This window comes from Aquirufa sp. TARAVU-A1A (assembly GCF_054558675.1).
On sequence record NZ_JBPXKP010000007.1, the window covers coordinates 70,114 to 94,354 of the forward strand.

At 42.2% G+C, this 24,241-nt stretch carries 22 protein-coding genes; 9 read left to right on the forward strand and 13 right to left on the reverse strand.

Annotated features, from left to right (window positions below; translation table 11 throughout):
* Positions 1-70 precede the first annotated feature (70 nt).
* Entirely contained in the window at positions 71-3,439 is a 3,369-nt protein-coding gene (locus tag V7S75_RS10340) for a ThuA domain-containing protein (protein ID WP_459513659.1), read from the forward strand.
* A 123-nt stretch (positions 3,440-3,562) separates the two neighbouring features.
* On the opposite strand, the gene V7S75_RS10345 is transcribed toward V7S75_RS10340, so the two are convergent.
* The 4 genes from V7S75_RS10345 to V7S75_RS10360 are packed head-to-tail and all read right to left on the reverse strand — an operon-like array spanning position 3,563 to position 7,820.
* Positions 3,563-3,784, reverse strand: coding sequence for a VF530 family protein (locus V7S75_RS10345; protein WP_377976670.1), 222 nt, complete (start codon positions 3,782-3,784; stop codon positions 3,563-3,565).
* Positions 3,785-3,788: 4 nt separating this feature from the next.
* Entirely contained in the window at positions 3,789-5,648 is a 1,860-nt protein-coding gene (locus V7S75_RS10350) for an ABC-F family ATP-binding cassette domain-containing protein (RefSeq protein ID WP_459513662.1), read from the reverse strand.
* A 6-nt stretch (positions 5,649-5,654) separates the two neighbouring features.
* A complete protein-coding gene (gene tatC / locus V7S75_RS10355; RefSeq protein ID WP_459513664.1) occupies positions 5,655-6,518 on the reverse strand; it encodes a twin-arginine translocase subunit TatC in 864 nt (287 codons plus the stop codon).
* Positions 6,519-6,527: 9 nt separating this feature from the next.
* Positions 6,528-7,820, reverse strand: a complete 1,293-nt coding sequence (locus V7S75_RS10360; protein WP_459513666.1) for a serine hydroxymethyltransferase — start codon at positions 7,818-7,820, stop codon at positions 6,528-6,530.
* 155 nt (positions 7,821-7,975) lie between these two features.
* Between V7S75_RS10360 and V7S75_RS10365 the strand changes: the two genes are divergently transcribed.
* Both V7S75_RS10365 and V7S75_RS10370 read left to right on the forward strand, forming a co-directional pair.
* The gene (locus tag V7S75_RS10365) at positions 7,976-9,895 is read left to right on the forward strand and encodes a protein-disulfide reductase DsbD family protein (RefSeq protein ID WP_459513668.1); all 1,920 of its coding nucleotides are present in this window, start codon (positions 7,976-7,978) and stop codon (positions 9,893-9,895) included.
* Positions 9,895-10,341 (forward strand): hypothetical protein, encoded by a 447-nt coding sequence (locus tag V7S75_RS10370; RefSeq protein ID WP_459513670.1) that lies wholly within the window; start codon positions 9,895-9,897, stop codon positions 10,339-10,341. Before V7S75_RS10365 ends, V7S75_RS10370 begins: the two co-directional genes overlap by 1 nt.
* 59 nt (positions 10,342-10,400) lie before the next feature.
* On the opposite strand, the gene V7S75_RS10375 is transcribed toward V7S75_RS10370, so the two are convergent.
* Positions 10,401-10,649 carry a hypothetical protein gene (locus V7S75_RS10375; protein ID WP_459513672.1) on the reverse strand — a complete coding sequence of 83 codons (249 nt, stop codon included), beginning with the start codon at positions 10,647-10,649 and terminating at the stop codon, positions 10,401-10,403.
* A 58-nt stretch (positions 10,650-10,707) separates the two neighbouring features.
* The gene (locus V7S75_RS10380; RefSeq protein WP_459513674.1) at positions 10,708-12,435 is read right to left on the reverse strand and encodes a M3 family oligoendopeptidase; all 1,728 of its coding nucleotides are present in this window, start codon (positions 12,433-12,435) and stop codon (positions 10,708-10,710) included.
* Between the two features lie 61 nt (positions 12,436-12,496).
* On the opposite strand from V7S75_RS10380, the gene V7S75_RS10385 reads away from it, so the two are divergent.
* Complete coding sequence (locus tag V7S75_RS10385; RefSeq protein WP_459513676.1) at positions 12,497-13,318, forward strand: aldo/keto reductase; 822 nt, start codon at positions 12,497-12,499, stop codon at positions 13,316-13,318.
* Positions 13,319-13,420: 102 nt separating this feature from the next.
* Here V7S75_RS10385 and V7S75_RS10390 read toward each other — a convergent pair whose 3' ends face one another.
* The gene (locus tag V7S75_RS10390) at positions 13,421-14,473 is read right to left on the reverse strand and encodes a 2Fe-2S iron-sulfur cluster-binding protein (RefSeq protein ID WP_459513677.1); all 1,053 of its coding nucleotides are present in this window, start codon (positions 14,471-14,473) and stop codon (positions 13,421-13,423) included.
* Between the two features lies 1 nt (position 14,474).
* Positions 14,475-15,977, reverse strand: coding sequence for a glycoside hydrolase family 10 protein (locus V7S75_RS10395; protein WP_459513679.1), 1,503 nt, complete (start codon positions 15,975-15,977; stop codon positions 14,475-14,477).
* Positions 15,978-16,140: 163 nt separating this feature from the next.
* Between V7S75_RS10395 and V7S75_RS10400 the strand changes: the two genes are divergently transcribed.
* Positions 16,141-16,434 (forward strand): hypothetical protein, encoded by a 294-nt coding sequence (locus V7S75_RS10400; RefSeq protein ID WP_459513681.1) that lies wholly within the window; start codon positions 16,141-16,143, stop codon positions 16,432-16,434.
* The gene (locus V7S75_RS10405; RefSeq protein ID WP_459513683.1) at positions 16,422-17,057 is read left to right on the forward strand and encodes a hypothetical protein; all 636 of its coding nucleotides are present in this window, start codon (positions 16,422-16,424) and stop codon (positions 17,055-17,057) included. The genes V7S75_RS10400 and V7S75_RS10405 overlap by 13 nt, the downstream gene beginning before the upstream one ends.
* Before the next feature lie 6 nt (positions 17,058-17,063).
* On the opposite strand, the gene V7S75_RS10410 is transcribed toward V7S75_RS10405, so the two are convergent.
* The gene (locus tag V7S75_RS10410) at positions 17,064-17,759 is read right to left on the reverse strand and encodes a response regulator transcription factor (RefSeq protein WP_459513685.1); all 696 of its coding nucleotides are present in this window, start codon (positions 17,757-17,759) and stop codon (positions 17,064-17,066) included.
* A gap of 101 nt (positions 17,760-17,860) precedes the next feature.
* Here V7S75_RS10410 and V7S75_RS10415 point away from each other — a divergent pair, with 101 nt between their 5' ends.
* Positions 17,861-18,922, forward strand: a complete 1,062-nt coding sequence (locus tag V7S75_RS10415; RefSeq protein ID WP_459513686.1) for an AI-2E family transporter — start codon at positions 17,861-17,863, stop codon at positions 18,920-18,922.
* Here V7S75_RS10415 and V7S75_RS10420 read toward each other — a convergent pair.
* The 3 genes from V7S75_RS10420 to V7S75_RS10430 are packed head-to-tail and all read right to left on the reverse strand — an operon-like array spanning position 18,908 to position 21,330.
* Positions 18,908-19,636: a LytR/AlgR family response regulator transcription factor gene (locus V7S75_RS10420; protein ID WP_459513688.1), complete on the reverse strand. Its 729-nt coding sequence runs from the start codon at positions 19,634-19,636 to the stop codon at positions 18,908-18,910. The genes V7S75_RS10415 and V7S75_RS10420 overlap by 15 nt on opposite strands.
* A gap of 5 nt (positions 19,637-19,641) precedes the next feature.
* Positions 19,642-20,685 carry a sensor histidine kinase gene (locus V7S75_RS10425; RefSeq protein ID WP_459513690.1) on the reverse strand — a complete coding sequence of 348 codons (1,044 nt, stop codon included), beginning with the start codon at positions 20,683-20,685 and terminating at the stop codon, positions 19,642-19,644.
* Positions 20,686-20,688: 3 nt separating this feature from the next.
* A complete protein-coding gene (locus V7S75_RS10430) occupies positions 20,689-21,330 on the reverse strand; it encodes a histidine phosphatase family protein (RefSeq protein WP_459513692.1) in 642 nt (213 codons plus the stop codon).
* Between the two features lie 70 nt (positions 21,331-21,400).
* Here V7S75_RS10430 and V7S75_RS10435 point away from each other — a divergent pair, with 70 nt between their 5' ends.
* Entirely contained in the window at positions 21,401-21,823 is a 423-nt protein-coding gene (locus tag V7S75_RS10435) for a hotdog fold thioesterase (RefSeq protein ID WP_459513694.1), read from the forward strand.
* Positions 21,823-22,932 carry a chorismate-binding protein gene (locus V7S75_RS10440; RefSeq protein WP_459513696.1) on the forward strand — a complete coding sequence of 370 codons (1,110 nt, stop codon included), beginning with the start codon at positions 21,823-21,825 and terminating at the stop codon, positions 22,930-22,932. Before V7S75_RS10435 ends, V7S75_RS10440 begins: the two co-directional genes overlap by 1 nt.
* Here V7S75_RS10440 and V7S75_RS10445 read toward each other — a convergent pair.
* A complete protein-coding gene (locus tag V7S75_RS10445; protein ID WP_377976688.1) occupies positions 22,916-24,241 on the reverse strand; it encodes a hemolysin family protein in 1,326 nt (441 codons plus the stop codon). The two genes, V7S75_RS10440 and V7S75_RS10445, sit on opposite strands and share 17 nt — an antisense overlap.

The following is a 24,241-nucleotide window of genomic DNA, read 5'->3' on the forward strand; positions in this document are numbered from 1 at the left end:
TTTGAGGAAATTTATGAATAAAATTGGCATTTAGGCTATCTTGCAAGACCTATTGTTAAAATTATCAACTATGAAAAAGAATTTGTTCGGTTTAGGCCGAGTAATGTTTGCCGTAATCATAAGCATAACATCAATCACAATTGCCTTCGCACAAGAGGCTAACCCATTAAAAGGCCAAAAGGTTTTGGTCTTCTCACTTACCAAAGGATTTCGCCATAGTTCGATTAAACCAGGTCAAATTGCCTTGTTTAAAATGGCCAAAGAAAAAGGCTTCTCCGTGGATACCACTGAAAACCCAGCCATGTTTACGGAAAAGAACTTGAAAAATTACCGGGTTGTTGTTTTCATGAGCACAACAGGTAATGTGTTAAACGAACAACAACAAAACGCTTTCGAACGCTATATTCAAGCAGGTGGCGCCTATTTTGGGGTACATGCTGCGACGGATACGGAATATGATTGGCCTTGGTATACGAAATTAGCTGGTGGACAATTCGCTTCACATCCAGGTCGCCCGAATGTTCAAAAGGGTACTTTCACTGCGGTAGATAAGTCACATATCTCAACGGCTCACATGCCTACGACCTTTGATCGTACGGATGAATTCTACGATTTTAAAAACTTCAACAAGGATGTTAAGGTCTTAATTACCTTAGATGAAAAGTCTTATAAAGATGGCAAAATGGGGGATTATCACCCAATGGCCTGGTATCACGAGTTTGATGGCGGTCGGTCATTTTACACCAACTGGGGTCATACGCATGAGACATTTGATGAGCCTTTAGTATTGCAACATATTTGGGGAGGTCTTCAATGGGCAGCTTCAGGACCTGCAATTAATTACAACAAGCCATTGCGCACAGGACCACTTCCTGAAGACAACCGTTTTACCAAAACGATTTTAGACAAAAATTTAGATGAGCCTACCGAATTGGCTTTGACAGATGGAGGGAAAATTTTCTTTGCTGAGCGTAAAGGTAAATTGAAGATGTTTGACCCTAAGAAAGGGAAAACGAAAATCGTTGCGGACCTAAACGTGTTCTCGAAATTTGAATATGGTTTAATGGGGGTGAATGTGGATCCCAACTACAATAAAAACCACTGGATTTACTTATACTATTCTCCTCAAACCGGGCAAGCAGATACAGCGCAGCACCTTTCGCGTTTTGTTTACGACGACTTGAAGGATACTTTAGTAATGGACAGCGAAAAAGTGTTATTGCGTGTTCCTGTGAAGCGCGACGGATGTTGCCATACTGGAGGTTCGATCGCTTGGGATAAAACTGGTAATTTATATTTATCAACAGGTGATGATACGAATCCTTTCGATTCGAATGGATACGGTCCGATGGACAATCGTGACAAGCGTGCCGGTTGGGATGCACGCGCAACATCTTCGAACACCAATGATTACCGTGGAAAAATCTTACGTATTAAGCCTACGGATGATGGTAAATACACCATTCCTGAAGGGAATTTATTTCCAAAAGGATTATACCACACAAAACCTGAAATTTATGTCATGGGAAATCGTAACCCTTATCGGATTGCGGTAGACCAACACAATGGTTTCTTGTACTGGGGTGAAGTAGGTCCAGATGCTGGTGAAGACTCGCCTAAATACGGTTCTAAAGGTCATGATGAAGTAAATCAAGCGCGCGAAGCTGGGTATTTCGGTTGGCCTTTATTCGTGGCCGACAACCGCCCTTACAACCAACGTGATTTTGCGAAAGACAGCACTTGGGCTAAGTTCAACCCGAAGGCTCCTGTAAATGACTCGCCACACAATACAGGTTTAGCCCATTTGCCAGCAGCACAAAAGGCGTTTATTTACTATCCTTATGGGGAATCTCCTGAATTCCCAGTGATGGGTAAAGGCTCTCGTAATGCGATGGCAGGTGGCGTTTACTACAGCGCTGACTATCCAAAGGACTCAAAGGTTAAATTGCCAAACTACTACGATGGCAAGTTATTCGCCTACGATTGGGCACGTGACATGGTTTATACCGTGAGCATGAAGCCAAATGGCGATTATTTGAGTATGGAGCGTTTCTTGCCTGGAACTACCTTCTCACATCCGATGGACTTTACGTTCTCGAAAGATGGAGCTATCTATGGTTTGGAATATGGTCCAAACTGGTTCGCACAAAACGAAGAGGCTGTGTTGTTCAAATTGGAATACAATGCAGGCAATCGTACGCCTAAAGTCGTAGCTTCTGCAAGCAAAAAAGAAGGTGCAGCTCCGATGCAAGTGAAATTCTCATCGGAAGGAACGCTAGATTTTGATAAAGATCCGATCACGTATCAGTGGAATTTTGGTAATGGCCAAACAAGTTCTTCCGCGAATCCTTCATATACCTATACGAAGGCGGGTGTTTACAATGTAGTCTTGAAAGTAAAAGACAACAAAGGAAATTCAAATACAGCTTCGTTACGTATCAAAGTAGGTAATGATGTGCCGAAAGTGGATGTTCAAATCGAAGGGAATAAGAGCTTCTATTGGAACGATAAATCGGTGAAATACCAAGTATCCGTTGATGATAAAGAAGATGGTTCTTTGGCAAGCAATAAAATTGCGGAAGAAGATGTTGTGTTAAATATCAACTATTTGGAAGGTTATGACAAAACAATCATTGAACAAGGTCATAAGAGCAATACGACGTTCTCGAATGGAAAGCGTTTAATTGATTTGTCGGATTGTAAGACATGCCATGCATTGGAAAAGAAATCGATTGGACCAGCATACAATGAAATCGCGAAGAAATACCGTGCGAGTTCACAGAACATTGATGAGCTTTCGAAGAAAGTCATTAGTGGCGGAGGCGGTGTTTGGGGCGAGCAAGTAATGGCTGCCCATCCGCAAGTTTCGAAAGCTGATGCGCGTGAAATGGTTATTTATATCTTAGGTCTTTCGGATAAGAAGAAAGCTTCCCAACCAGTTAAAGGGGCCTATGTGACATCTGATAAGGGTAAGCCAGGAACGTTTATTTTCTCTGCATCTTACACGGATAAAGGAAATGGAAAAATGGCTCCTGCAACAGGACAAAAAGTAGTGACCTTGCGCGATGCCAAAGTAGCTGCGGGTTCTTGTGATGCCAATGCGAAAACAATGAAAACGAAAGTGGATGGTTTGGGCGAAATTTTGGTTGCGACGGGTGATCAAGGTTACGCATCTTTCAATCAAATCGATTTAACAGGCATCAAAAATATCAACGTAAGTGCGTTTGTTTTACCAGGTCAAACGGCTGGTGGTAAGCTTGAGTTGCACTTAGGTAGCCCAACCGGTAAACTTGCGGGTAGCATTGATATTCAAAAAGCAGGTCAAACAGCTATGCCCGTTGAGGTTACAGGCGTGAATGATTTGTACTTTGTATTTGTCAATCCTGGCGCTGGTGATAAACCATTATATGCGTTGAAAGAGTTCTTCTTTGAGAACTAATTTTAATCGCCCCCAGGTTTAAACCTGGGGTTATAAATTTAGATTCAGAAAACTATGTAACCCTAGGCCTTAGCCTAGGGGACAAGTACCAAACGAAAGAAGCCCCAAACGGGGCTTCTTTTTTTATTTCGGAGGATGCTCATCCATGCGGATGGCTTTGATGTATAAATTTTCGACCTTCTTTCTGGCCCAGTCGGTTTTGCGTAAAAAGGTTAGGCTCGAATTAACACTGGGTTCATGTGCGAAGCAATTGATTCGTATGCGACTCGCAAGGCCTTCCCAGCCATATTTGTCAACCAAATATTCGATAATAAACTTAAGCGTTTTGCCTTCTAATGGATCCATCGTTTTATGCTCTTTCAGATAGTTCTAACCAGCGTAATTCTTTTTCTTCTAAGGTATTCTTTAATATTTCAATTTCTTTCGCCCAGTTGGCCAATAACTGAAAATCCTCTGAGCCTCCATTGAGTTTTTCAATCAAAGCTTCTTTTGCAGCTTCCAATTTGGCCATTTCTTTCTCCAAATCTTCAAATTCTTTCAGTTCCTTGAAACTCAATTTAGCCCCTTTTTGTACGGATACAACAGGTGCCTCTACGGGTGCAGCTTTTACAACGGGTGCCGGTTCCTTCTCCTTGTTCTCTAAGGAAATGCGGTAATCCGTATAGTTCCCATTAAAGAAATTCACTTCGCCTTCGCCTTCCACCAAGATCAATTGGTCTACCAAATTATCCATGAAGTAACGATCGTGCGAAACAAGTAATAGGCAACCTTGGAACTCACTCAAGAAGTCTTCGAGTAACTGAAGCGTATCTAAGTCCAAATCATTTGTAGGCTCATCCAGAATCAAGAAATTCGGATTCTTTACCAAGACCTGCATCAATTGCAAACGCTTTTTCTCGCCACCGGATAGCTTCGCCACAGGGGTGTATTGCTGGGCCGTTGGGAACAAAAACTTACTCAAGAACTGACTAGGAGTAAGGGACTCATTCTTGCCATAAGGAATGACCTCCGCAATCTCCGTAATCGTATCGATGACGCGTTGTTCCGGCTTGAATTCGAAAGGTAACTGCGTATAGTAACCGATGACCAAAGTTTCACCCGGATCAATCGTTCCTGAATCAGGTTGCTCTAATCCGGTCAATAATTGCAAGAAGGTTGTTTTTCCAGCACCATTTTTACCCACAATCCCAATACGATCTTTTTTCTTAAATGTATACGTGAAATCATTGACGATTTTCTTCTCGCCCCAGGCCTTTTTCAGGTGGTTGATTTCAATGATTTTATTTCCCAAACGGGACATTTGAATATTCAATTCCAATTTGCTGTCATCCACTTTACGGTGGGCAACTTCTTCTGTTTCGGCGAATGCATCGATGCGAGATTGGGATTTGGTACCACGCGCTTTCGGTTGGCGACGCATCCATTCCAATTCCTTTCGGTAAAGGTTTTTCGCTTTCGCTACGGTACTCGCTTCGGATGCCTCACGCTCCGCTTTTTTCTCCAAGAAATAGCCGTAATTTCCTTCGTAGGTATAGATCGAACCGTTTGCAAGTTCCATCATTTTGTTACAAACCTTATCCAAGAAATAGCGGTCGTGGGATACGACTAAAACAGTCACATTAGGTCCAGATAAAATACCTTCTAACCATTCGATGGTCTCAATGTCCAAGTGGTTGGTCGGCTCATCCAGAATCATAATATCCGGACTTTCGATCAATAATTTCGCCAAAGAAAGGCGTTTCTTTTGTCCCCCTGAAAGCGTAGAGACTTGTTGGTCTCCATCCGGAATCCCCAATCGGGTAATGATTTGTTTGGCTCTTGCCTCGTAATCCCAGGCATTATTTGCCTCCATCAAGGCGAAGGAGTCTTCTAATTCTTGTGGATCGCCGGATAGCATGGCTTTTTCGTAAGCTTTAATCGCTACGGCGCTTGGTAGATCATCCGAAAACAGATAATTCAAGACACGTTCATTCTCGGCAAAAATGGGGTTTTGCGGCAGATAACCTACTCGGATTCCCTTGCGGATGGTAATCTTACCTTCGTCGGGGGATTGCATGCCCATGATGGATTCCATCAGAGTTGTTTTACCCGTTCCGTTTTTTCCGATGAGCGCTACTTTTTCGCCTTTCTGCAAGCCGAAAAACAGGTTTTTAAACACCCAGCGTTCGCCAAGATTTCGCGAAATATTCTCCGCCGATAGATAATTCATATGGTTTTAGTCGTTTGCTTCTGCAGCCTCTTCACGCATTTTTCTGCGTAATACGCGGCCCGAAACGATGATGCTGATTTCGTATAATCCGAAAAGAGGAAATGCGACCAGCAATTGGGAAATCACATCCGGTGATGGCGTAATAATCGCTGCCACTAACAAGATGACGATCAAAGCATGCTTGCGGTATTCACGCATGAATGAGGGCGTCAAAATACCCACTTGCGATAACACGAATGCAATCATGGGTAATTGGAATGTTAAGCCACAAGCGAGTGTCAACATCGACAATAACGAGATGTAATCGTTGATGTCAAATTGATTTTGGATGGACGGGTCCAATTTGAAATTAGCCAAGAAATTGATCGCCATGGGTGCCACCACGAAGTATCCGAACGATACACCGATGAAGAACAACATAGATACCCAGAAAACCGCACCCCGTGCCGCTTTTAATTCTTTGGATTTAAGACCTGGACGAATGAAGCGCCAAACCTCGTAAAATGCATACGGAAACGCGAACATCAATCCCACAATAATCGATTGCGTCAAGGCCATCATGAATTGGCCTGAAACTTCTCTAGACTGCAAGATAAAGTCAGCTTGCTGCATGCAAAGACTCGTCATCCCAGTAACATCTGCTAAGCGGCAAAGGACTTGATTCGTCCAAAAATCCACTTTGGTAGGTCCCATGATGATGATTCCGAAGATTTCGTTTCGGAATATCCAGGCAGCAATGGTAAAAATCAAGATAGAAGCGATGGACCGGATGATGTGCCAGCGCAATTCCTCCAGGTGATCGAGAAAGGACATTTCAGTCCCATCCTTCTCCTCGTCTAATTCATCGTCCCAATCTTGATCTAATGCCATTTTCGTTTATTATAGATATAATGGGAATTGTTTCACCCATTCGTTTACTTCTCCTTTGATTGTTTTTAATACAGCCTCGTTATCGTGGTTCATCAAAGCCTTGTCCACCATCTCAACGATTTGAGACATGTCCGCTTCTTTCAAGCCACGCGTCGTCATCGCTGCTGTACCCACACGCATACCCGATGTCACAAATGGAGATTTGTCATCGAAGGGTACCATGTTCTTATTAATAGTGATATCTGCTTGGATCAACGTATTTTCAGCCAATTTACCGCTTAAGCCTTTTGGACGTAAGTCGATCAACATTAAATGATTGTCTGTTCCTCCTGAAATGATATCGTATCCTTTTGCCAAAAATGCCTTCGCCATCGCTTGCGCATTCGATTGCACTTGCTTTGCATAGGTTTCGAATGTAGGCGTTAATGCTTCCCCAAAAGCGATTGCTTTGGCAGCAATTACGTGCTCTAATGGTCCACCTTGTGTTCCTGGGAATACGGCGCCGTCTAAACAAGCCGACATTAATTTCAAATCACCTTTCAATGTTTTGAAACCAAATGGGTTTTCAAAATCATTGCCCATCATGATCAAACCACCACGTGGTCCACGCAATGTTTTGTGAGTTGTAGTCGTAACGATATGGCAATGTTGCATCGGGTTGTTCAACAATCCTTTCGCGATTAATGCCGAAGGGTGTGAAATATCGGCTAATAAGATGGCACCTACTTGATCAGCAATCGCGCGTAAACGGGCATAATCCCAATCACGCGAGTAAGCAGATGCACCACAAATGATCAATCTTGGTTTTTCTTTTACAGCAGTTGCTTCTACTTTATCCCAGTCGATTAAACCAGTTTCTTTTTCTACACCGTAGAAAAATGCTTGAAAGTATTTTCCAGAGAAATTCACTGGAGAACCGTGCGATAAGTGACCGCCATGTGATAAGTCAAATCCCAAAATTTTATCGCCTGGATTTAAAAACGAAAGAAAAACAGCAGCATTCGCTTGTGCACCTGAGTGTGGTTGTACGTTTGCCCACGTAGCTCCGAACAATTTTTTCGCACGCTCAATAGCCAAGGTTTCAACCTCATCTACTACTTCGCAACCACCATAATAACGCTTCCCTGGAAGTCCTTCCGCATATTTATTTGTCAAAACACTTCCTTGCGCTTCCATCACCTGTGGGGATGTAAAGTTCTCAGAAGCAATTAACTCAATCCCGAATTCTTGTCGGTGAGCCTCTTGACTAATCAGTGAAAAAATTTCGTTGTCTCGTTGGGTAGGGAATGTGCTAGCAGCCATGAATATAAGATGTTCTTGATTACGTATTTTAAGGGTGTAAAATTACGTTTTTTTATCTGAATAGAAAAACGCTAATTGCGGGAACTCTGTCGACAAAAAGGAGGTTTGTATCCCAACAAAAAAGCGTAATTTTGAAGGCATTAATTTTTCAAGAAATGAAATTAAAATTCCTAGCCCTGTTTCTGATCTTTTCAGTTCAACTATTCGGTCAAAAAATCACACCGGCAAAATGGTCTTGGACATTATCTCCCGCACAACCTACTGTTGGCCAAGAGGCGGAGTTGATATTTAAGGTTTCGATCGACAAAGGTTGGTATTTATATTCATCGGATTTTGATAAGGAATTAGGACCTGTTGTGACAACGATTTCGTTAAAACCGGGTTTGGGTGTCGAGGCAGTTGGGCCTTTGAAAGCGATTAACCCACATAGTAAAGAGGATAAAGAAATTTGGGGAGGGACCTATACGTATTTCACGGAGCAAGGAGAATTTCGACAAAAAGTTAAAATTACCTCAGAGAATTGGGTAATTGATGGGTCTTATGATTCCCAAACCTGCTCAAATGAAAGCGGACTTTGTGTACCAATCAAAGGGAATTTCAAGATTTCAGCTACGGAGGAATCAAAAAAAAAAGCCTCTGATGTAGCCGGTGGTGGTCTTATCGAATTCTTTTTCGTGGCATTAGGCGCTGGCTTACTCGCTCTATTGACCCCTTGTGTTTATCCTTTGATTCCGATGACCGTGAGTTTCTTCACGAAGAAACAAGGTGGAAAGCGTCTTGCATTTCTATACGGGCTATTCATTGTATTGATTTATGTCTTTTTTGGAACGATACTCGCATTTTTTGCGGGGGCTAGTTTTGCGAACTTCTTGAGTACCCACTGGATTCCGAATCTCCTGTTCTTCGTTATTTTCGTGTTTTTCGGGATCTCTTTCTTGGGTGCTTTCGAAATCGTCTTGCCTTCTGGCTTGGTGAATTCGGTGGATGCCAAATCGGATAAAGGCGGATTGATGGGTGTCTTTTTTATGGCTTTTACGCTAGTTTTGGTGTCTTTTTCTTGTACGGGACCTTTGGCAGGATCCATTCTTATTGCTGCATCGCAAGGGGTTTTCTTGAAACCGATCATTGGGATGTTGGGCTTTTCCCTAGCCTTCGCGATTCCATTTACCTTGTTTGCTGTCTTCCCTGGTTTCATGAAATCTTTGCCTAAATCGGGTAATTGGATGAATGAGGTAAAGGTTGTGTTGGGCTTCTTAGAAATTGCCCTAGCCTTTAAATTTTTAAGTGTAGCGGATCAGGTTTACCACTGGCATTTATTAGATCGTGAGATTTTCTTAGCGATCTGGATTGCGGTATTTACAGCCTTGACTTTGTATTTATTCGGGAAGATTTCCTTGCCGCATGATGGGCCGGCCAAAAACTTATCCGTACCGCGCACCTTGTTCGCTACGGCTGTTTTAGCATTTGTGATTTATTTAATTCCTGGCATGTTTGGTGCTCCATTAAAAGGACTATCAGGATGGTTGCCTCCATTGAGTTCGCAAGATTTTAAGGGTTCTGAAGCAAGTATCGCAGTACCTGTGAAAACAGATCAAGGCCAAAAGAAATATGCAGATTTTCTAACATTGCCTTTGGGCTTACAAGGGTTCTTTGATTTTGAAGAAGCCAAAGCCTATGCGCTGAAAGTCAATAAACCTTTATTCATCGATTTTACCGGTCATGGCTGTGTGAACTGTCGGAAAATGGAAGAGAATGTGTGGTCGGACCCGCAGGTATTAAAACGCTTGCAGGAAAAATACGTTGTCGTTGCGCTCTACTGTGATGACAAGACTGAGTTACCTGCGGATCAATGGTTCGTTTCCAAAGTGGACGGGCAAGAAAAGAAAACCTTAGGGGATCAAAACCTCGATTTTCAAATCGCTCGTTTTAATTCGAATGCCCAGCCGCATTATGTTTTGTTGGACCCACGCAAGGATGCCGCACCGATGGTCAAGCCAGTTGCATTTGATGCGGATATTAATCATTTCGTATCCTTTTTAGATCAAGGACTAGCCATTTATCAAGCGGCCAACTAATGCAATGGGGAGCCTATTTTGCGGTTATGGCCGCATCGTCGATTAAATTTGTCGCGGGACCTTTGACTGGTTTTGGTTTAGGGCTTTCGATAATCGAAACCATCCTTTGTACCTGGGTGGGGATGATGACCACGGTGACGATCATGTTGACGATGGGGCGCTTTATCGTTCAGCAAATTGCCCGACTTCGCGTTCAAAAACCCAAATTATTTTCAGGCCGCGCACGTTATGCCGTTCGTGTTTGGCAGCGTTTTGGTATCAAAGGAATTGCTGTGATGACACCTTTGCTTTTCACGCCGATTGGTGGAAGCTTATTAGCTTTATCATTCAAGGTTCCCACCCCGCGCGTGTTGTTTTTCATGGCCATTTCCGGGATTTTTTGGGCCGTGGTATTTACAGTCATGTTTTACCAATTGACCTTCCTCCGAGATTTATTAATCAAATAGGGGCATAAAAAAAGCCATCCGTCATGACGGATGGCTCTCTCTTCAATTTATATTGGTTATTAGTTCCCTTTCGAGATTTCTTTTCCTTGGAATAATTTCTCACGAATTGCATTGGCACGAACTTCTAATTCTGGTTTCGCAGTATACGTATTTTTCGTCTGAACAGCTGCTGAATCCGGATGAACGCCATAAACGTATTCATCACCTGCATGCACATCTTTTTGTTTGATGCGGTTGTTCTTTTGGTAATCACATGCCGTAGCTACGAATGCAAGGGCAACAATTGGAAGTAGATTTTTTAATTTCATTGTTCTTGTTGGACAAAAATACGTTGCAAAAATAAGGCCAATTTTTGGTTTAAAAAAATTAGCTTTCTTCTAATTGATTAATTTTTTCGACTAGAAAATCCATGAGCTCAGCGATATAGCTTTGGCTAAAGTTGAAGGAAATGCCTGCCGTGGCGTAGATTTCTTTCATGGGTTTTGTATATCCCAAACTCAAGGCATCTAAATATTGATTCAATGCCTGGTTCGGATTTTGGCAATAATTACGCCAAACCGCTAACGCGCCTAACTGTGCAATCGCATATTCGATGTAGTAAAAGGGCACTTCAAATAAATGTAATTGCTTCTGCCAAAGCTTCGCTTTTACTTGTTCGTTCCCCGACCAATCCGTAATAGAATCCGAGAATGTCGAAAAGATGCGATCCCAGGCCTCACTACGTTCTTCATTGCTATGTGTTGGATTTTCATAGATCCAATGTTGGAAGGCATCTATCGTTGCCACCCACGGCAATGTATCGAGTATGTCTTCCAAATGCTTAATTTTTGCTCGCTTGGCATCTTTTGGATCTTGAAAATATTGATCCCACTGATCCATGGTGATTAATTCCATGCTCATGGATGCGAGTTCTGCGACTTCTGATGGGAAATTGCGGAAGGCATTCAAGGCCAAATCTTTCGTCAAAATCGAATGTACTGCGTGTCCGCCTTCGTGGAGCAAGGTCACCATGTCGCGCACCTGGCCTGCCGCATTCATGAAAATGAAAGGAAATCCGCTTTCTTCCAACGGATAATTATATCCACCTGGATTTTTACCTTTCCGCGAGTCTAAATCAAAGCGATCTAATTTTACCATTTCCTTCAAGCAATCGCTTAAAAATGGATCGATATTTTCGAAGACCTGAATTGTTTTATCTAATAGTTCCTGTCCCGTTTCAAAGGGTTTCAAGGGCTTGCGGCCGAGTACATCCACCGACTTGTCCCAAGGTTTCAAGGCCTCGAGTCCTAAGGTTTTTTTGCGTTTTTCGGCTTGTTTGTTGATGATCGGAACAACGGTATTAGCTACTGCTGCATGAAATTCAAAGCAATCCGCTGGGCTGTAATCAAAGCGTCCAAGGCTCGCAAAGGCATAATCTCGGTAATTTGCGAAGTCTGCGTTCAGCGCTACTTGATTTCGTTTTTCAACTAATTGCGTGAATAAGGCATCCAATTTTTCTTGGATGGCTAAACGCGCGTCCGATACTTTTTTGTACACATCTTGTCGTTTGGCGCGATCGGTCGATTCTAAATAAGCATTGGCTTGTTGGAGTGTTTTTTCTTCTCCATCAATTTCCACCATTAAAGAGCCTGTTGCCGCTCCATATTGTGTTTGCAGGTTTTGTAATTCCGTAAATAGGGGAATGTTTTCTTCCCGAAAAATCTCGATGGATTTCTTCATGCCGCGCAACATAACCGCATAACCTGTTTCAGGAAGTTCCGAAACGAATGGGCTCTCGGTTACTTTCTTATTCCAAGCATCATCGAAAACCGATGCATTCGGCATGATCTCATTGACAAATTGCTGATAGCTTTGTTGGTGCGCCTCATTTTGATTGTCACAGGACATTTTGATATAACGCCAGGCGAAGTTCTCCGACAAATAACTTTCCAGTTCAGACCGGTTTTCGCAAAACTGAATGAGGTCCGCTAAGGAATTAATTTTCGTTTCGCTGAGTTGTTCGAAATAAGGCAAAACGCTTTCCCATGTGCTTAATTGAAAGTCTTGTGCAAGAAATTTTCGTTGGATGTTTTGGGCGGATACTTGTCGGGTCATGTGCTTAATTTTTTGTAAAAATACATCAAATTTGGCTAGCTTTAAATCTAATTTTAGCGATATGAATCTACAAATACCATCCGTTCAATTAAATAATGGGAAATCGATGCCGACTTTGGGCTTGGGGGTTTACGCCCCAGAACAGAAGCAGGAAGTAGGACAAGCGGTGGAAGCTGCTTTATCTGTTGGCTATCGACTATTTGATGCTGCGGCAATTTATGGGAATGAAATTGAAGTAGGACAGGCTTTAAATCAAGGCGGAGTTTCTCGCAAGGAATTATTTGTGACGAGCAAAGTGTGGATGGATGACATGGGATATGATTCCACGATGCGCGCTTTTGAGAAGTCCTTGAAGGATTTGGCTTTAGATTATTTGGATTTGTATTTGATTCATTGGCCGAAAGATCAGCATCGCAAAGAAACGTGGAAGGCTCTGGAATCGCTACATGAACAAGGCGTTGTACATTCCATCGGAGTGTCGAATTATTACCAAAAGCATTTAGAGGAATTATTTGTTTATGCGCATGTTTGTCCGGCGGTGAATCAGATTGAGCTTAGTCCGTTCTGTTATTTGCCGGAGGAGCTCGCTTTTTGCAAGCAAAATAATATTCAAGTGGAGGGCTATGCGCCGGTGGTTCGTGGATTGAAAAAAGAACATCCGGTTTTGGTTGGCATTGCACGAAAATGGTCAAAATCAACCTATCAAATTTTGATTCGTTGGGTCATTGAACAAGGTGCCGTCACGATACCCAAGTCGATCAATCCGGAGCGGATGATTGAAAATGCGGAAGTCTTTGATTTTGCTTTGGATGCCGAAGATATGGCTCGGTTGGCTGTTTTGTATGATAATACGCGGGTGGCTTGGGATCCCCGGGATTTTTAATTCCACCTTACCTTTGGGTATCATCACTTACCTTTGGCAATCCTCCAAGGTTTGCCAAAGGTAGTAAGAAAAAAGGGGCTTGCGCCCCTGAAAACTGATAAATTAATCGAGGTCAATCACCACTCCATCGCTTTTTGGATGTGCGACACAAGTCAGCACATAACCTTTAGCAATTTCTCCAGCAGTCAAACCATCTTCTTCATCCATTACGACGTTACCTGATTTACATAGACCCATGCAAGCCGTGCACATCCCCGCTTGGCATGAATACGGAATGTCTAAATCTGCCTCAAGTGCTGCTTCTAAAATCGTTTCATGTGGCTGAACCGTCACCTGATGTTCTTTGCCTTCGTAGATCAACGTGATTTCACGAGCCACATCGTTGTCGGACGCCGCAGTTTCCACCGAAGGTGCGGTATTGAATAGCTCTTTATGAATTTGGCTACTTGGCACTTCGAAAATCCCCAAGGCTTTTTGTACTTCTTCCATCATATCAAGCGGTCCGCACAAATAATAATGTGCCTTGGCGATGTCAATGCCTAATTCTTGTTTCAAATAATATACCGTAGAGGCCTGATTAATTCGCCCTTTTAACCCGGGCCAATTGGCTGCTGGTTGGCTGATCACATGTAAAACCGTAAATCGGTCAGCATAATCATTCTCTAAAACATCCAATTGTTTTTTAAAGATGATTTGATCTTCATGGCGCGATCCATAAATCAAGTGAATTTTTGATTTAGGTTCTTTGTGCAAAAGCGTTTTGATCATGGACATCAGCGGCGTAACCCCTGATCCAGCCCCTACAAACACATAGTTTTTGGCGGCATCCGCATCTGGCTCAATCACAAAATTCCCCATGGGTTCGATCACTTCGAGACTATCTCCGACCTTCACATTGTCGCATAGAAAATTAGAAACCAATCCTCCTGAAATGCGTTTTACGGTAATTGCAGGTGACATATCCGTTGCTGGAGAAGAAGAAAGCGAATAACTTCTGCGCGGTTTTTCGCCAGCGATGTTGGGAATGACCGTTAAAAATTGGCCTGCCAAATAATGCAAGGTGTCGTGGATGGGATGCCAAAAATGAATGGTTTTCGTATCCGGTGTTTCCTCCGTGATGTCTTTGACAGTTAAATGTAAAAATCGTAAGCTCATATTAATTGGAATTAGGAACGATCCATTGAATTGTCCCAGCAGGTGATTCGTTGTGTAAGCGATCAAATGCCGTTACAACAAATCCGTGGCCGGATTGCATTTCAGATGGGTCAATCAAATATTCTGTTTTTTGTCCTTTGTAAATAATGTTTGCTGCGTTTTGAATGCCACGAATTCCCTCAGTCCGATGAATCCGATAAACGACATAATAGGCGGCTGGGTCTTTGTCAAGACTAGGTTCGCCTGCTTGCCAGCGCATCGTCCATTTTCCCGATTGCTTCGATAAAGAAACTTTATGCGGTGCGGTGGGAGGAATGCTATCAATCCAGGGCATCGGAGGAACTAATGCCATGTGTTTGAAATGTGAGTTCCGTAACGTGTCACGCCAACCTTTGGCATTATTCGTTAATTGACTCGAACTAAAAAAGATAGACCCTTTCACCTGATCTAAACTGCGCGCTTGTGTTAATTGTTTCGATAATTCGGCTGCATTCCACTGGTCATTGAGGTGGTATGCGGCGTGTCCAATGTACACGGGTTTCCCATAACCATGCTCACTCCACCATTTCGCTAAGGGCCCAAATGTGGCCACCCGATGCGTCGTGCCCCAATATAATTGAGGCGCTAAATAATCCAACCAACCCGATTTAGTCCATTTTTCTGTGTCGGCAAACAGGTCATCGTAGGATTGCAATCCCCGACTCGTTGGCGAACCATATTCCGGATCTGAACTTTTATGTCGCCAAATGCCAAATGGGCTAATGCCAAATTTTACCCGTGGGTTTACTGATTTTATGGTCTTGGCAATCTCTTCAATCAATAAATTAATATTCCGACGGCGCCAGTCGGCTAAACTTTCATTCGGCAATTTGTATTGTATATAAGCCTCATCATCATTGAAATGAGCTCCTTTGATTGGATAAGGGTAGAAATAGTCATCGAAATGTATGCCATCCACATCGTATTCTTGCACCATGTTTTTGACCACTTGCGTAATGTAATGGCGTACTGCGGGAATTCCGAAATTGAATAAATGCTGGTTGTTATAAATAACCATCCATTCGGGATGTTGTCTGACGATGTGATTCGCAGCCAACAAATTCTTGGTAGACATGCTTGCTCGGTTCATGTTCAACCAAGCATGAAATTCGATGCCGCGCGCATGAGATTCCTGAATCATAAATGCCAAAGGGTCGTAATTTGGCTTGGGAGCTTGTCCTTGTAGGCCGGATAAATAGCTCGACCAGGGCTCGTCACTTTTGGCATAGAGCGCATCAGCTGCGGTACGAACTTGGACAAAAAGCGCATTAATGCCAGTTTGCTGATGTGAATTCAGGATATCAAGAAATTCTTCTTGCTGTTTAATGGCATTATAATTCCGGGGACTAGGCCAATCGATGTTTTGAACGGTGGCAATCCATACGCCGCGAAGTTCGCGTTTGGGATATTGCGCGAGCAAGGTGAAACTAAACAATAAACAGAAAAGGATTCGCCAACTAGTCATGAAGGCGCAATTTACTAATAAGTGTTGGGATGCGGAAAAAATGCTTCTTACATATAAAGTATAATTTATAATATTGGATGAAACGAAAGCAGATTATCAGTTTTTCTTAATCCATTTCTATAAATATTTCTTACTATTGTTAACCACTAATAAATCTAATTATATGAAAACCAACCATCGATTATTTGTCATTAAATTAAGTTTTTTAATTCTTTTCATGTTTTTGCCCTTGTTTCTATGGGGATATGAAGAAAATATATGCACTGAACCTTCATGGCGTTTTTGGGGATCAAGTATTGCCGATTGCGCTTTAAGTGGCGGCTCACAAGAAGTTAGCCACAGTCATTTACCTGATTTATCAAATTGTGTATATTATTATAAGGTCCAAGAATATATATTTGGATTCAAAGTTGGTGATTTTGCCATAATTCAAGTAGTACGACCATGCGCAGGCTAATTTTAATTAATCGATTATTCATTTTTCTATTAACTATCACCCCTTTACTTCTTCAAGGGAAAGTTGACAGTTTGAGAAATGTCGTATTAGATGAAGTTCAGGTATTTGAAAAAACTTCGGGTAGTTATGTGACTGATAAGCCTAAAAGAAAGAATTTCAATGGATTACGACTTATTGAGCCGTCTCAATTGGCAGTTGTCTTTAATCAGAAGGAATTGTTTTTCAAAAAAATAAGTCGGATATCTATTTGCTTTACCGATAATTATCCGGCAAATTATGTTTTCCGATTAGCTTTTTATACTGTTGGTAAGAATCGGCTACCTGAGCAGTTGATCAAGACTAGGGAATTGATAATGATGAGACAAAAATCAGGATGGCAAGACTATCAATTAGGTTCAGAAAATATAAATATACCTGCTGGTGGATTGACCGTGGTATTATATTTTATGCCACAAACTAAGCTATCAGGTCCGGCAGTTTCTCGCGTAGGTATGGGAGTATATAAGAATCTACCTAATTTTTATACAAGGTCTTCAGATTCTGTAAACTGGATTCCGGTTTACCAGTACTTTAAGGATCAAGGAATTGCACCTATGGTACAACTTTCCGTGGAAGATGAATGACGAAATTTAGGCCTTCTCAATCGAGAATAAATACCCGACTCCCTTCAAGGTTTTGATGTAATGTTCCGGGATTTTTTCGCGCAATTTACGGATGTGTACATCAACGGTACGTTCAACAACATATACGTCAGCACCCCAGACTTTTTCTAATAATTCATCCCGATTGAAGACTTTATTCGGGTTTTTAGCTAAATAAGAGAGTAGTTCAAATTCTTTTTTGGGAAGTATCAACGCGCGACCTTCAAATGTCGCAGCATATTGGGTGCGGTTAATTACTAAGCCGCCTATTTCAATGATATCTTGTGTTTCCTCGGTTGTTTCGCGCTTTAGTAAGGCATTGATACGACTGACTAATGCACGCGGTTTGATCGGTTTGATGATGTAATCGTGTGCTCCTGCATCGAAAGCGGCTACTTCTGTGAATTCCTCACTGCGGGCGGTTAAAAACAAAATTATTGTGTTTTTCAACTCGGGCATTAATTTCATTTTGCGAGCTGTCTCGATTCCATCCATCACGGGCATCATGACGTCCATGATGATCAGTGCGGGTTTGAAAACCTGTGCGATTTCTAGGGCTTCTTTGCCATCATAGGCCTTTGTTAATTGGTAATTTTCTTTCGCTAGATTGTATTCCAACAGCTCAAGGATATCCGGATCGTCGTCGACCAATAAAATTTTCGCTTGATTTAGCGTTTTACTCATGGTTTTAGCGCGTTGGATGTTAAATGATGTCGCAAAGATAGACAGGCCTAAGTTACTAAATTGTTAAATTTTACGTAATTTGAAATACATTTAATTGAATTATGTCGAAAGATACTGCATATCCCGTTCGTTTAGCCGCTGTGTTAATCAGCATTGCCCTCGTTGTTTTGGGCTTGTATCTATTGCAAGATCTGTTGATTCTTCTCTCATTCTCCATGATTTTAGCGATGCTAGTCTTGCCGGTTTGTAGCTGGTTAGAAACAAAAGGCATTGCGCGCTCTTTAGCTATTTCCCTGTGTATCTTAATTATGTTTGCCTTTATTGGCTTACTTCTTTTATTGCTTGTGGGTCAAATTGCCGAGTTTGCAAGTGATTGGCCTATGTTCATACGAAAGGCAGAAAAATGGGTTGCGGGGCTACAAAGTTTCTTGTCACATAACCTAAACATCTCTCGCAAAAAACAAATGGTGGAGGTGAGTAATCAGACCATTAATCTATTAAAGAACTCAGGTGATATCATCACAACGACCTTTGGGACTGTGATTCACGGCATTACAACGCTGATTATTGTTCCTATTTTTGTCTTTTTCTTTCTCTATTACCGTCAGTTTTTTGCTGATTTTTTAGCTCGCGTATTTCCCACAACGGATCGAACTGTTTTGCATGGCATCATGCAAAAAACGGGAAGTGTTGTGCAAAGTTATCTGGTGGGTTTGTTAGCCGTTATGCTGATTGTCTCTTTGCTTTGTGTGGCGGGATTTTGGTGGATAGGTGTAGATTATTTTATGTTTTTTGGCTGTTTAACAGGTATTTTGTTGTTGATTCCATACATCGGTATCTGGATAGGTGCAGCCTTGCCGATTATCCTAACTTTGGCAAGTTTGGGGCCAAATTATGCGCTGGGTGTCATTGCATGGGTGGCGGCCGTTCAATTTGTAGAAGCAAATTTCATTACACCGCTGGTGATTGGATCCAAGGTCAGCATCAATCCTATGGTAGCCATGTTAGCCTTATTAGCTGGCGAAATGATTTGGGGAATTCCAGGGTTGATTTTGGCTTTACCGTTAACTGCAATTCTCAAGGTTATATTTGACCACGTGCCCGCTTTAGCACCTTATGGATTTCTACTCGGGGAAGCGCCCAAAAGATCAAAGGGAGAGTAATTCTTTAAAACGGATCGACTGGCGTCTTGATATTTCTATTTTTTCTCCTTTCCCTGACAAGGTCACTTGTAGGCCTCCTGAAAACCACGGTTCGATTTTATCAATGTAGTTCAAATTGATGATGTGCTTGCGATTTGCTCGGAAGAATACTTTAGGGTCCAAACGCTCCTCGAGTGCATTTAAAGATTTTAGCACCAAAGGTTTTTGGTCATCAAAAAATAAACGGACGTAGTTACCCATGGATTCGCATAAACGCACACGATCTAATCGAACAAACCAGCAACGTTCACCGTCTTTTACGAATATTTGATCTTGGGCACCCAAGACATGATTGGGTGATGCAATTGTCCGAGTTTGTTGAATCTGTCGCTTATCAAGTTTCTGAATGCTTTCACTTAAGCGTGCAAGTTCAATGGGTTTTAATACATAATCGAGCGCATTCACCTCAAATGCTTTTAACGCATACTCATCAAAGGCCGTTGTGAAAATAACTTCGGGCAGGTAACCTTCCCAACTTTCCAACCATTCAAAACCTGTTTTCCCGGGCATTTGAATGTCGAGGAATAATACATCAGGCTGCATCGTTTCCAATAAAGCCGAAGCTTCGTCGGTATTTGCCGCCTCCGCGATGACTTCAATGTGTGGAAAGTTTTCCAATAAGCGTTTCAGTTCATTACGCGCTAAACGCTCGTCGTCTACGATGATTGCTTTCATATGTATTAAATTTCTTCAAGATAAGGCAATGTCACAATTGCACATACTTGATTTTTGTTTAGTGGTTGAAGTTCGATTTGAGCGGTTTTGCCGTATAATAAGTGTAGCCGATTTTGCGAATTGATCAGGCCAACTCCCTCGCTTGTTTCTTTGCTCGGTTTGAGATGTCCTGGGTTGATGACAAAAATTTGAATGAGGTCTTCTGTTCTTTGGGCTGATAATTCAATCAATCCACCTTTCATGGATCGAGAAATACCATGCTTGATTCCATTTTCCACGAGGGTCTGTAGCAGCATGGGCGGTATTTGCGCTTTCGCACATGCGGGATCGATGCTTATTTTCCACTCCAAGCGGTCTTCGTAACGGATTTTTTCCAAGGATAAATAATCCGTGATCGTTTCTAGCTCCTCCGCCAAGGATATTGTTTTTTTGCGTTCGGTCAACAAAGAACTTCGCAATAATTTTGATAATTGGTTGATGCCTTTTTTTGCCTTTTGTGGGTCTTCGGTGATCAACGCGCGAACACTATTTAAGGCATTAAAAACAAAATGGGGGTTCATCTGGGCGCGCAAAACTTTTCCCTCTGTTTCCAAAATAGCACGCTCCAGTTGGTCATTCTCCCGCTCCATTTCCAAGCGCTTATTCGAATATTGGAAGAAGAAATAGATCAGTGCCCAAATCGCAAGTGGTTTGATAAAATTGAAAAAGATTTGAATCAAAATAAATGGGCTCAAACTGACTTCGTAATTTTCTTGTAGGAAAATATAGTCTAATGGAATATTGAGCGCCATTAATAGCAGCGCCATCAAAACGAGGGCCAGAAAATTAAGTTGGAGCATCTGCCACAAATTCTTATCCTGCCAGCGGAACCGTTTGGTGATGCGTCGATATTGATGGGTAATAAAAATGGCTAAAGCGATATTGGCTAACGAGGAAAATACCCAAGCCCATTTCCACCCATACTGATTGGTATAAAGCAATGCCTCGTTCAGCGCCCAGGCAAACCAGCCGAAACATTGTAATAGCCAATACAGACGCTTTCTTTTCATGGATTACATGGAGTCTGGTAAGCCTGCTAAATGGGCTGTATGATTCGCTTTGATGACGTTGAATTTCTGAGTTTGGTAATCGTATTGCAAGTGGTATAGACACAGGTTTTGATGGCCAAAGGTGTCCATGTCATGTAGTGGTTTTTCGAATAAGTGGGTAAGCAATACGCGCATCGCCCGACCGTGCATGGCAATTAAAATATGGCGTTCTTCGGGTCTGGATAAGATTAATTCCACGACGGGTTTTTGCTTTTCAAGCACATCGATGGGACTTTCCCCTTCTTCAGAAGGAACATCCACATGACCCTCTCGCCATGTGCGAACGAGGTTGCGATAATATTGGTCATCGTCATTGTTCGGTGTGCGACCTTCGCGAATTCCCCAGGAAATTTCATTCAGACCTGCATGTTGCTCCCAAGGCAATCCTTTCGCAATAAAACCATGTACAGATTGATGAGTACGCTTTAAAGCCGAAGTGTATATTTTGTCAAGAGGTAAACTCTGATAATGTTCAAAAAATGCCTGTGCTTGTTGCTGGCCTAATGCATTCAAATCGGCATCTATTCCACTTCCTTGAACCACCCCCATGCGGTTGTAGTCGGTTTCCCCATGGCGAATCAGGTAAATGTCTTTGATGCTATGCATATTAATTGATTGAATTGAGATTGATTTCGCCAAATAATTGCGAATTTTACGCCACTAAAATACGAATTATATGTTTAATACTTCCATCAGCATCGACGAGATCAACGCATGGAGCCGCGGCAACATGATTGAGCATTTGGGAATTGAGTTTACGGAAATCACGCCGGAGTTTCTTAAGGCCAAAATGCCCGTGGATCATCGCACCAAACAGCCCTTTGGGTTGTTGCATGGTGGAGCTTCAGTTGTCCTCGCTGAGTCAATCGGAAGTATTGCTGCTTTATTAGCAGTTCCCGACATGAATCAATATAAAGGAGTTGGTGTAGAAATTAATGCCAATCATCTGAAGTCGGCACGTAGTGGCTATGTCTATGGAACTTGCACGCCCTTACGCATTGGAAAAACCTTACATGTGTATGAGATTAAAATTTACGATGAGGCTGAACAATTAATCTGTGCAAGTCGTTTAACGGTAGCTATCTTGAAAGTCGATTAATGTTAGAATCACAGGCAGATTGGAAAGAGATTTGGGCGCAGGCTCCTGCTGAAGGAATTGCGCTAGCGATGTGGCGTCTTCCAAATCAAAGCCAACAAGTTTTATTGCAAGACTATACGGGAGGTGCTCGAGTGGATGCAGCCCAATTAGAACAGTTAGGTTCGGGATTCTTGGTGGCTCCTTTTGTAGGGCAGCCTTATTTTTTGCAAGCGAGTTCATTGGCTTATAAATCAGCGTCAAATCCCGTAATTTTTCAGCCTTCGTCTGCTCAAATTGATGAAGATATTTTACTGAAGGATTCATTCAAGGCTCAGGTCGCTGATTCTGTAGAACAGATAAAAAAGGGTCAATTTCAGAAGGTTGTTTTGTCCCGTATCGATGTACAAGGATTACAAGCGGATTTTGACCTTTGCGATGCATTTGAGCGACTTTGCCAAGAATATCCAAGTGCATTTGTGTCGGCAATTTACCTACCTGAATTGAAAAATATTTGGCTCTGCGCGACGCCAGAAACCTTGGTTTCGCAAGATTCAGCAGGAATTTTTCGAACCATATCGTTGGCAGGTACGCAGTCGGGATTAGATGCAAATGGAAATAAGCTAGCACCGTCAGAAGCGCGCTGGTCTCAAAAAGAAATCGAGGAGCAGGCCTATGTGAGTCGCTATATCATCGAGTGTTTTAAGAAGATTCGTTTGCGTGAATACATCGAAAATGGTCCTAAAACAGTGTTGGCTGGCAATTTGATGCACTTAAAAACGGAATATGCTGTAAATACGCGAGAGCATGCCTATCCGGGTTTGATCACTCAAATGTTGGGTTTATTGCATCCAACCTCAGCTGTATGCGGTACGCCAAAAGAGGCCGCATTGGACTGGATTCTGCAGACCGAAAAACATGATCGTTCCTTGTATAGCGGATATTTGGGGCCGATTAATTTGGCTTCAGAAACGCATTTGTTTGTGAATTTGCGTACGGTACAAATTTCGGATAATCAGGCTTGTTACTTTGCTGGCTGTGGAATTACGGAGGACTCAGATCCTGAAAAAGAATGGCAAGAAACACAAATGAAGTGTCAAACACTTCAGCGTGTCATTAATGCTTCCCTTTAATCTCCTCCTTCTGTGTGATTTTTCCAGTAATGATTACCTTAACCGTATCGATTCGCGCATCGGTTACCGTCAAAATTTGGAATTGAAATGGACTTAAAATGATCGTTTCATTCGCTTCAGGAATGTCTTCGTAGAGGCTAATCAACATGCCTCCTAAGGTCTCGTAATCCCCCTCAGGCAGGTTCCATTCGTATTTTTCGTTCAGGTAATCGATCTCATGCCGACCGGACAAAACGTATGTGTTCTCATCCAATTGTTTTTCAATCCAATCTTCGGAATCATCATATTCGTCTTGAATTTCGCCAAAGATTTGTTCCATGACGTCCTCCATACTAACTAATCCCGACGTACTTCCAAACTCATCCACGACGATCGCCAAGGATTTACGTTCTTTGGAGAATTTAATCATCAAATCATTCGCTGGCATCGCCTCAGGAACAATCGGGATAGGGGTTAAGATAGATTGTAAATCCTTCGGTTTTTTAAAGAGGGCCAAGGAGTGGCAATAGCCAATAACCTCTTCCAAGGTTTCCTTGTAAACCAACACTTTCGAGTGCCCACTTTCAATGAATGTTTTGGTCAATCCTTCGATGCCCTCTTCTAGTTCGACCGCTGTAATTTCCGTACGAGGAATCATGCAGTCGCGTACTTTGACCTGTTTAAACTCCAGGGCATTGTGGAAGATTTTCGTGTCTACTTCATTTTCCTCTTCAGTCGAAACCTTGCGATTTAAATTTTGGAGGTAATGGTTTAAATCGGTTAATCCGAAAGCTGGCTTTTCCTCGGAATAGGTTAAACGCAGTACTTTGGTAATAAACCATTTGGATAATCCCACCGTTAACCAAACCAAGGGGAACATTAGCGTATGAATGATCCAAATCGGGATGGCTAAGAATTCCAAAATGGCATCAGGATTAATTAAGAAGATGCTTTTCGGCGTAAACTCGGAGGTTGTTAGAATTAATATGGTCGCAAGAACAGATGCCAGTAAACGGGCAAACAATTCATTTTGAATCAGGGGAATGTTCGCAAGAATCAGATGATGCAAATACTCTTCCATGAAGATACCATAAGCAACAAGCGATAATGTGTTGCCAATTAACATGGTACCAATGAACCGAGAAGGCGTTTTGTTGAAATGCGAGATGATTTTCGCACTCAAAATATCTTGTTTCGCCTTTAATTCGAAGTATAATTTGTTGGAAGAAACGAATGCCATTTCCACGCCAGAAAAGAAGGCAGAAAAAACCATGGAAGTAATGATTCCGATGATTTGGGCACTCTGTATGGTATATTCGGGGTCGGGCAT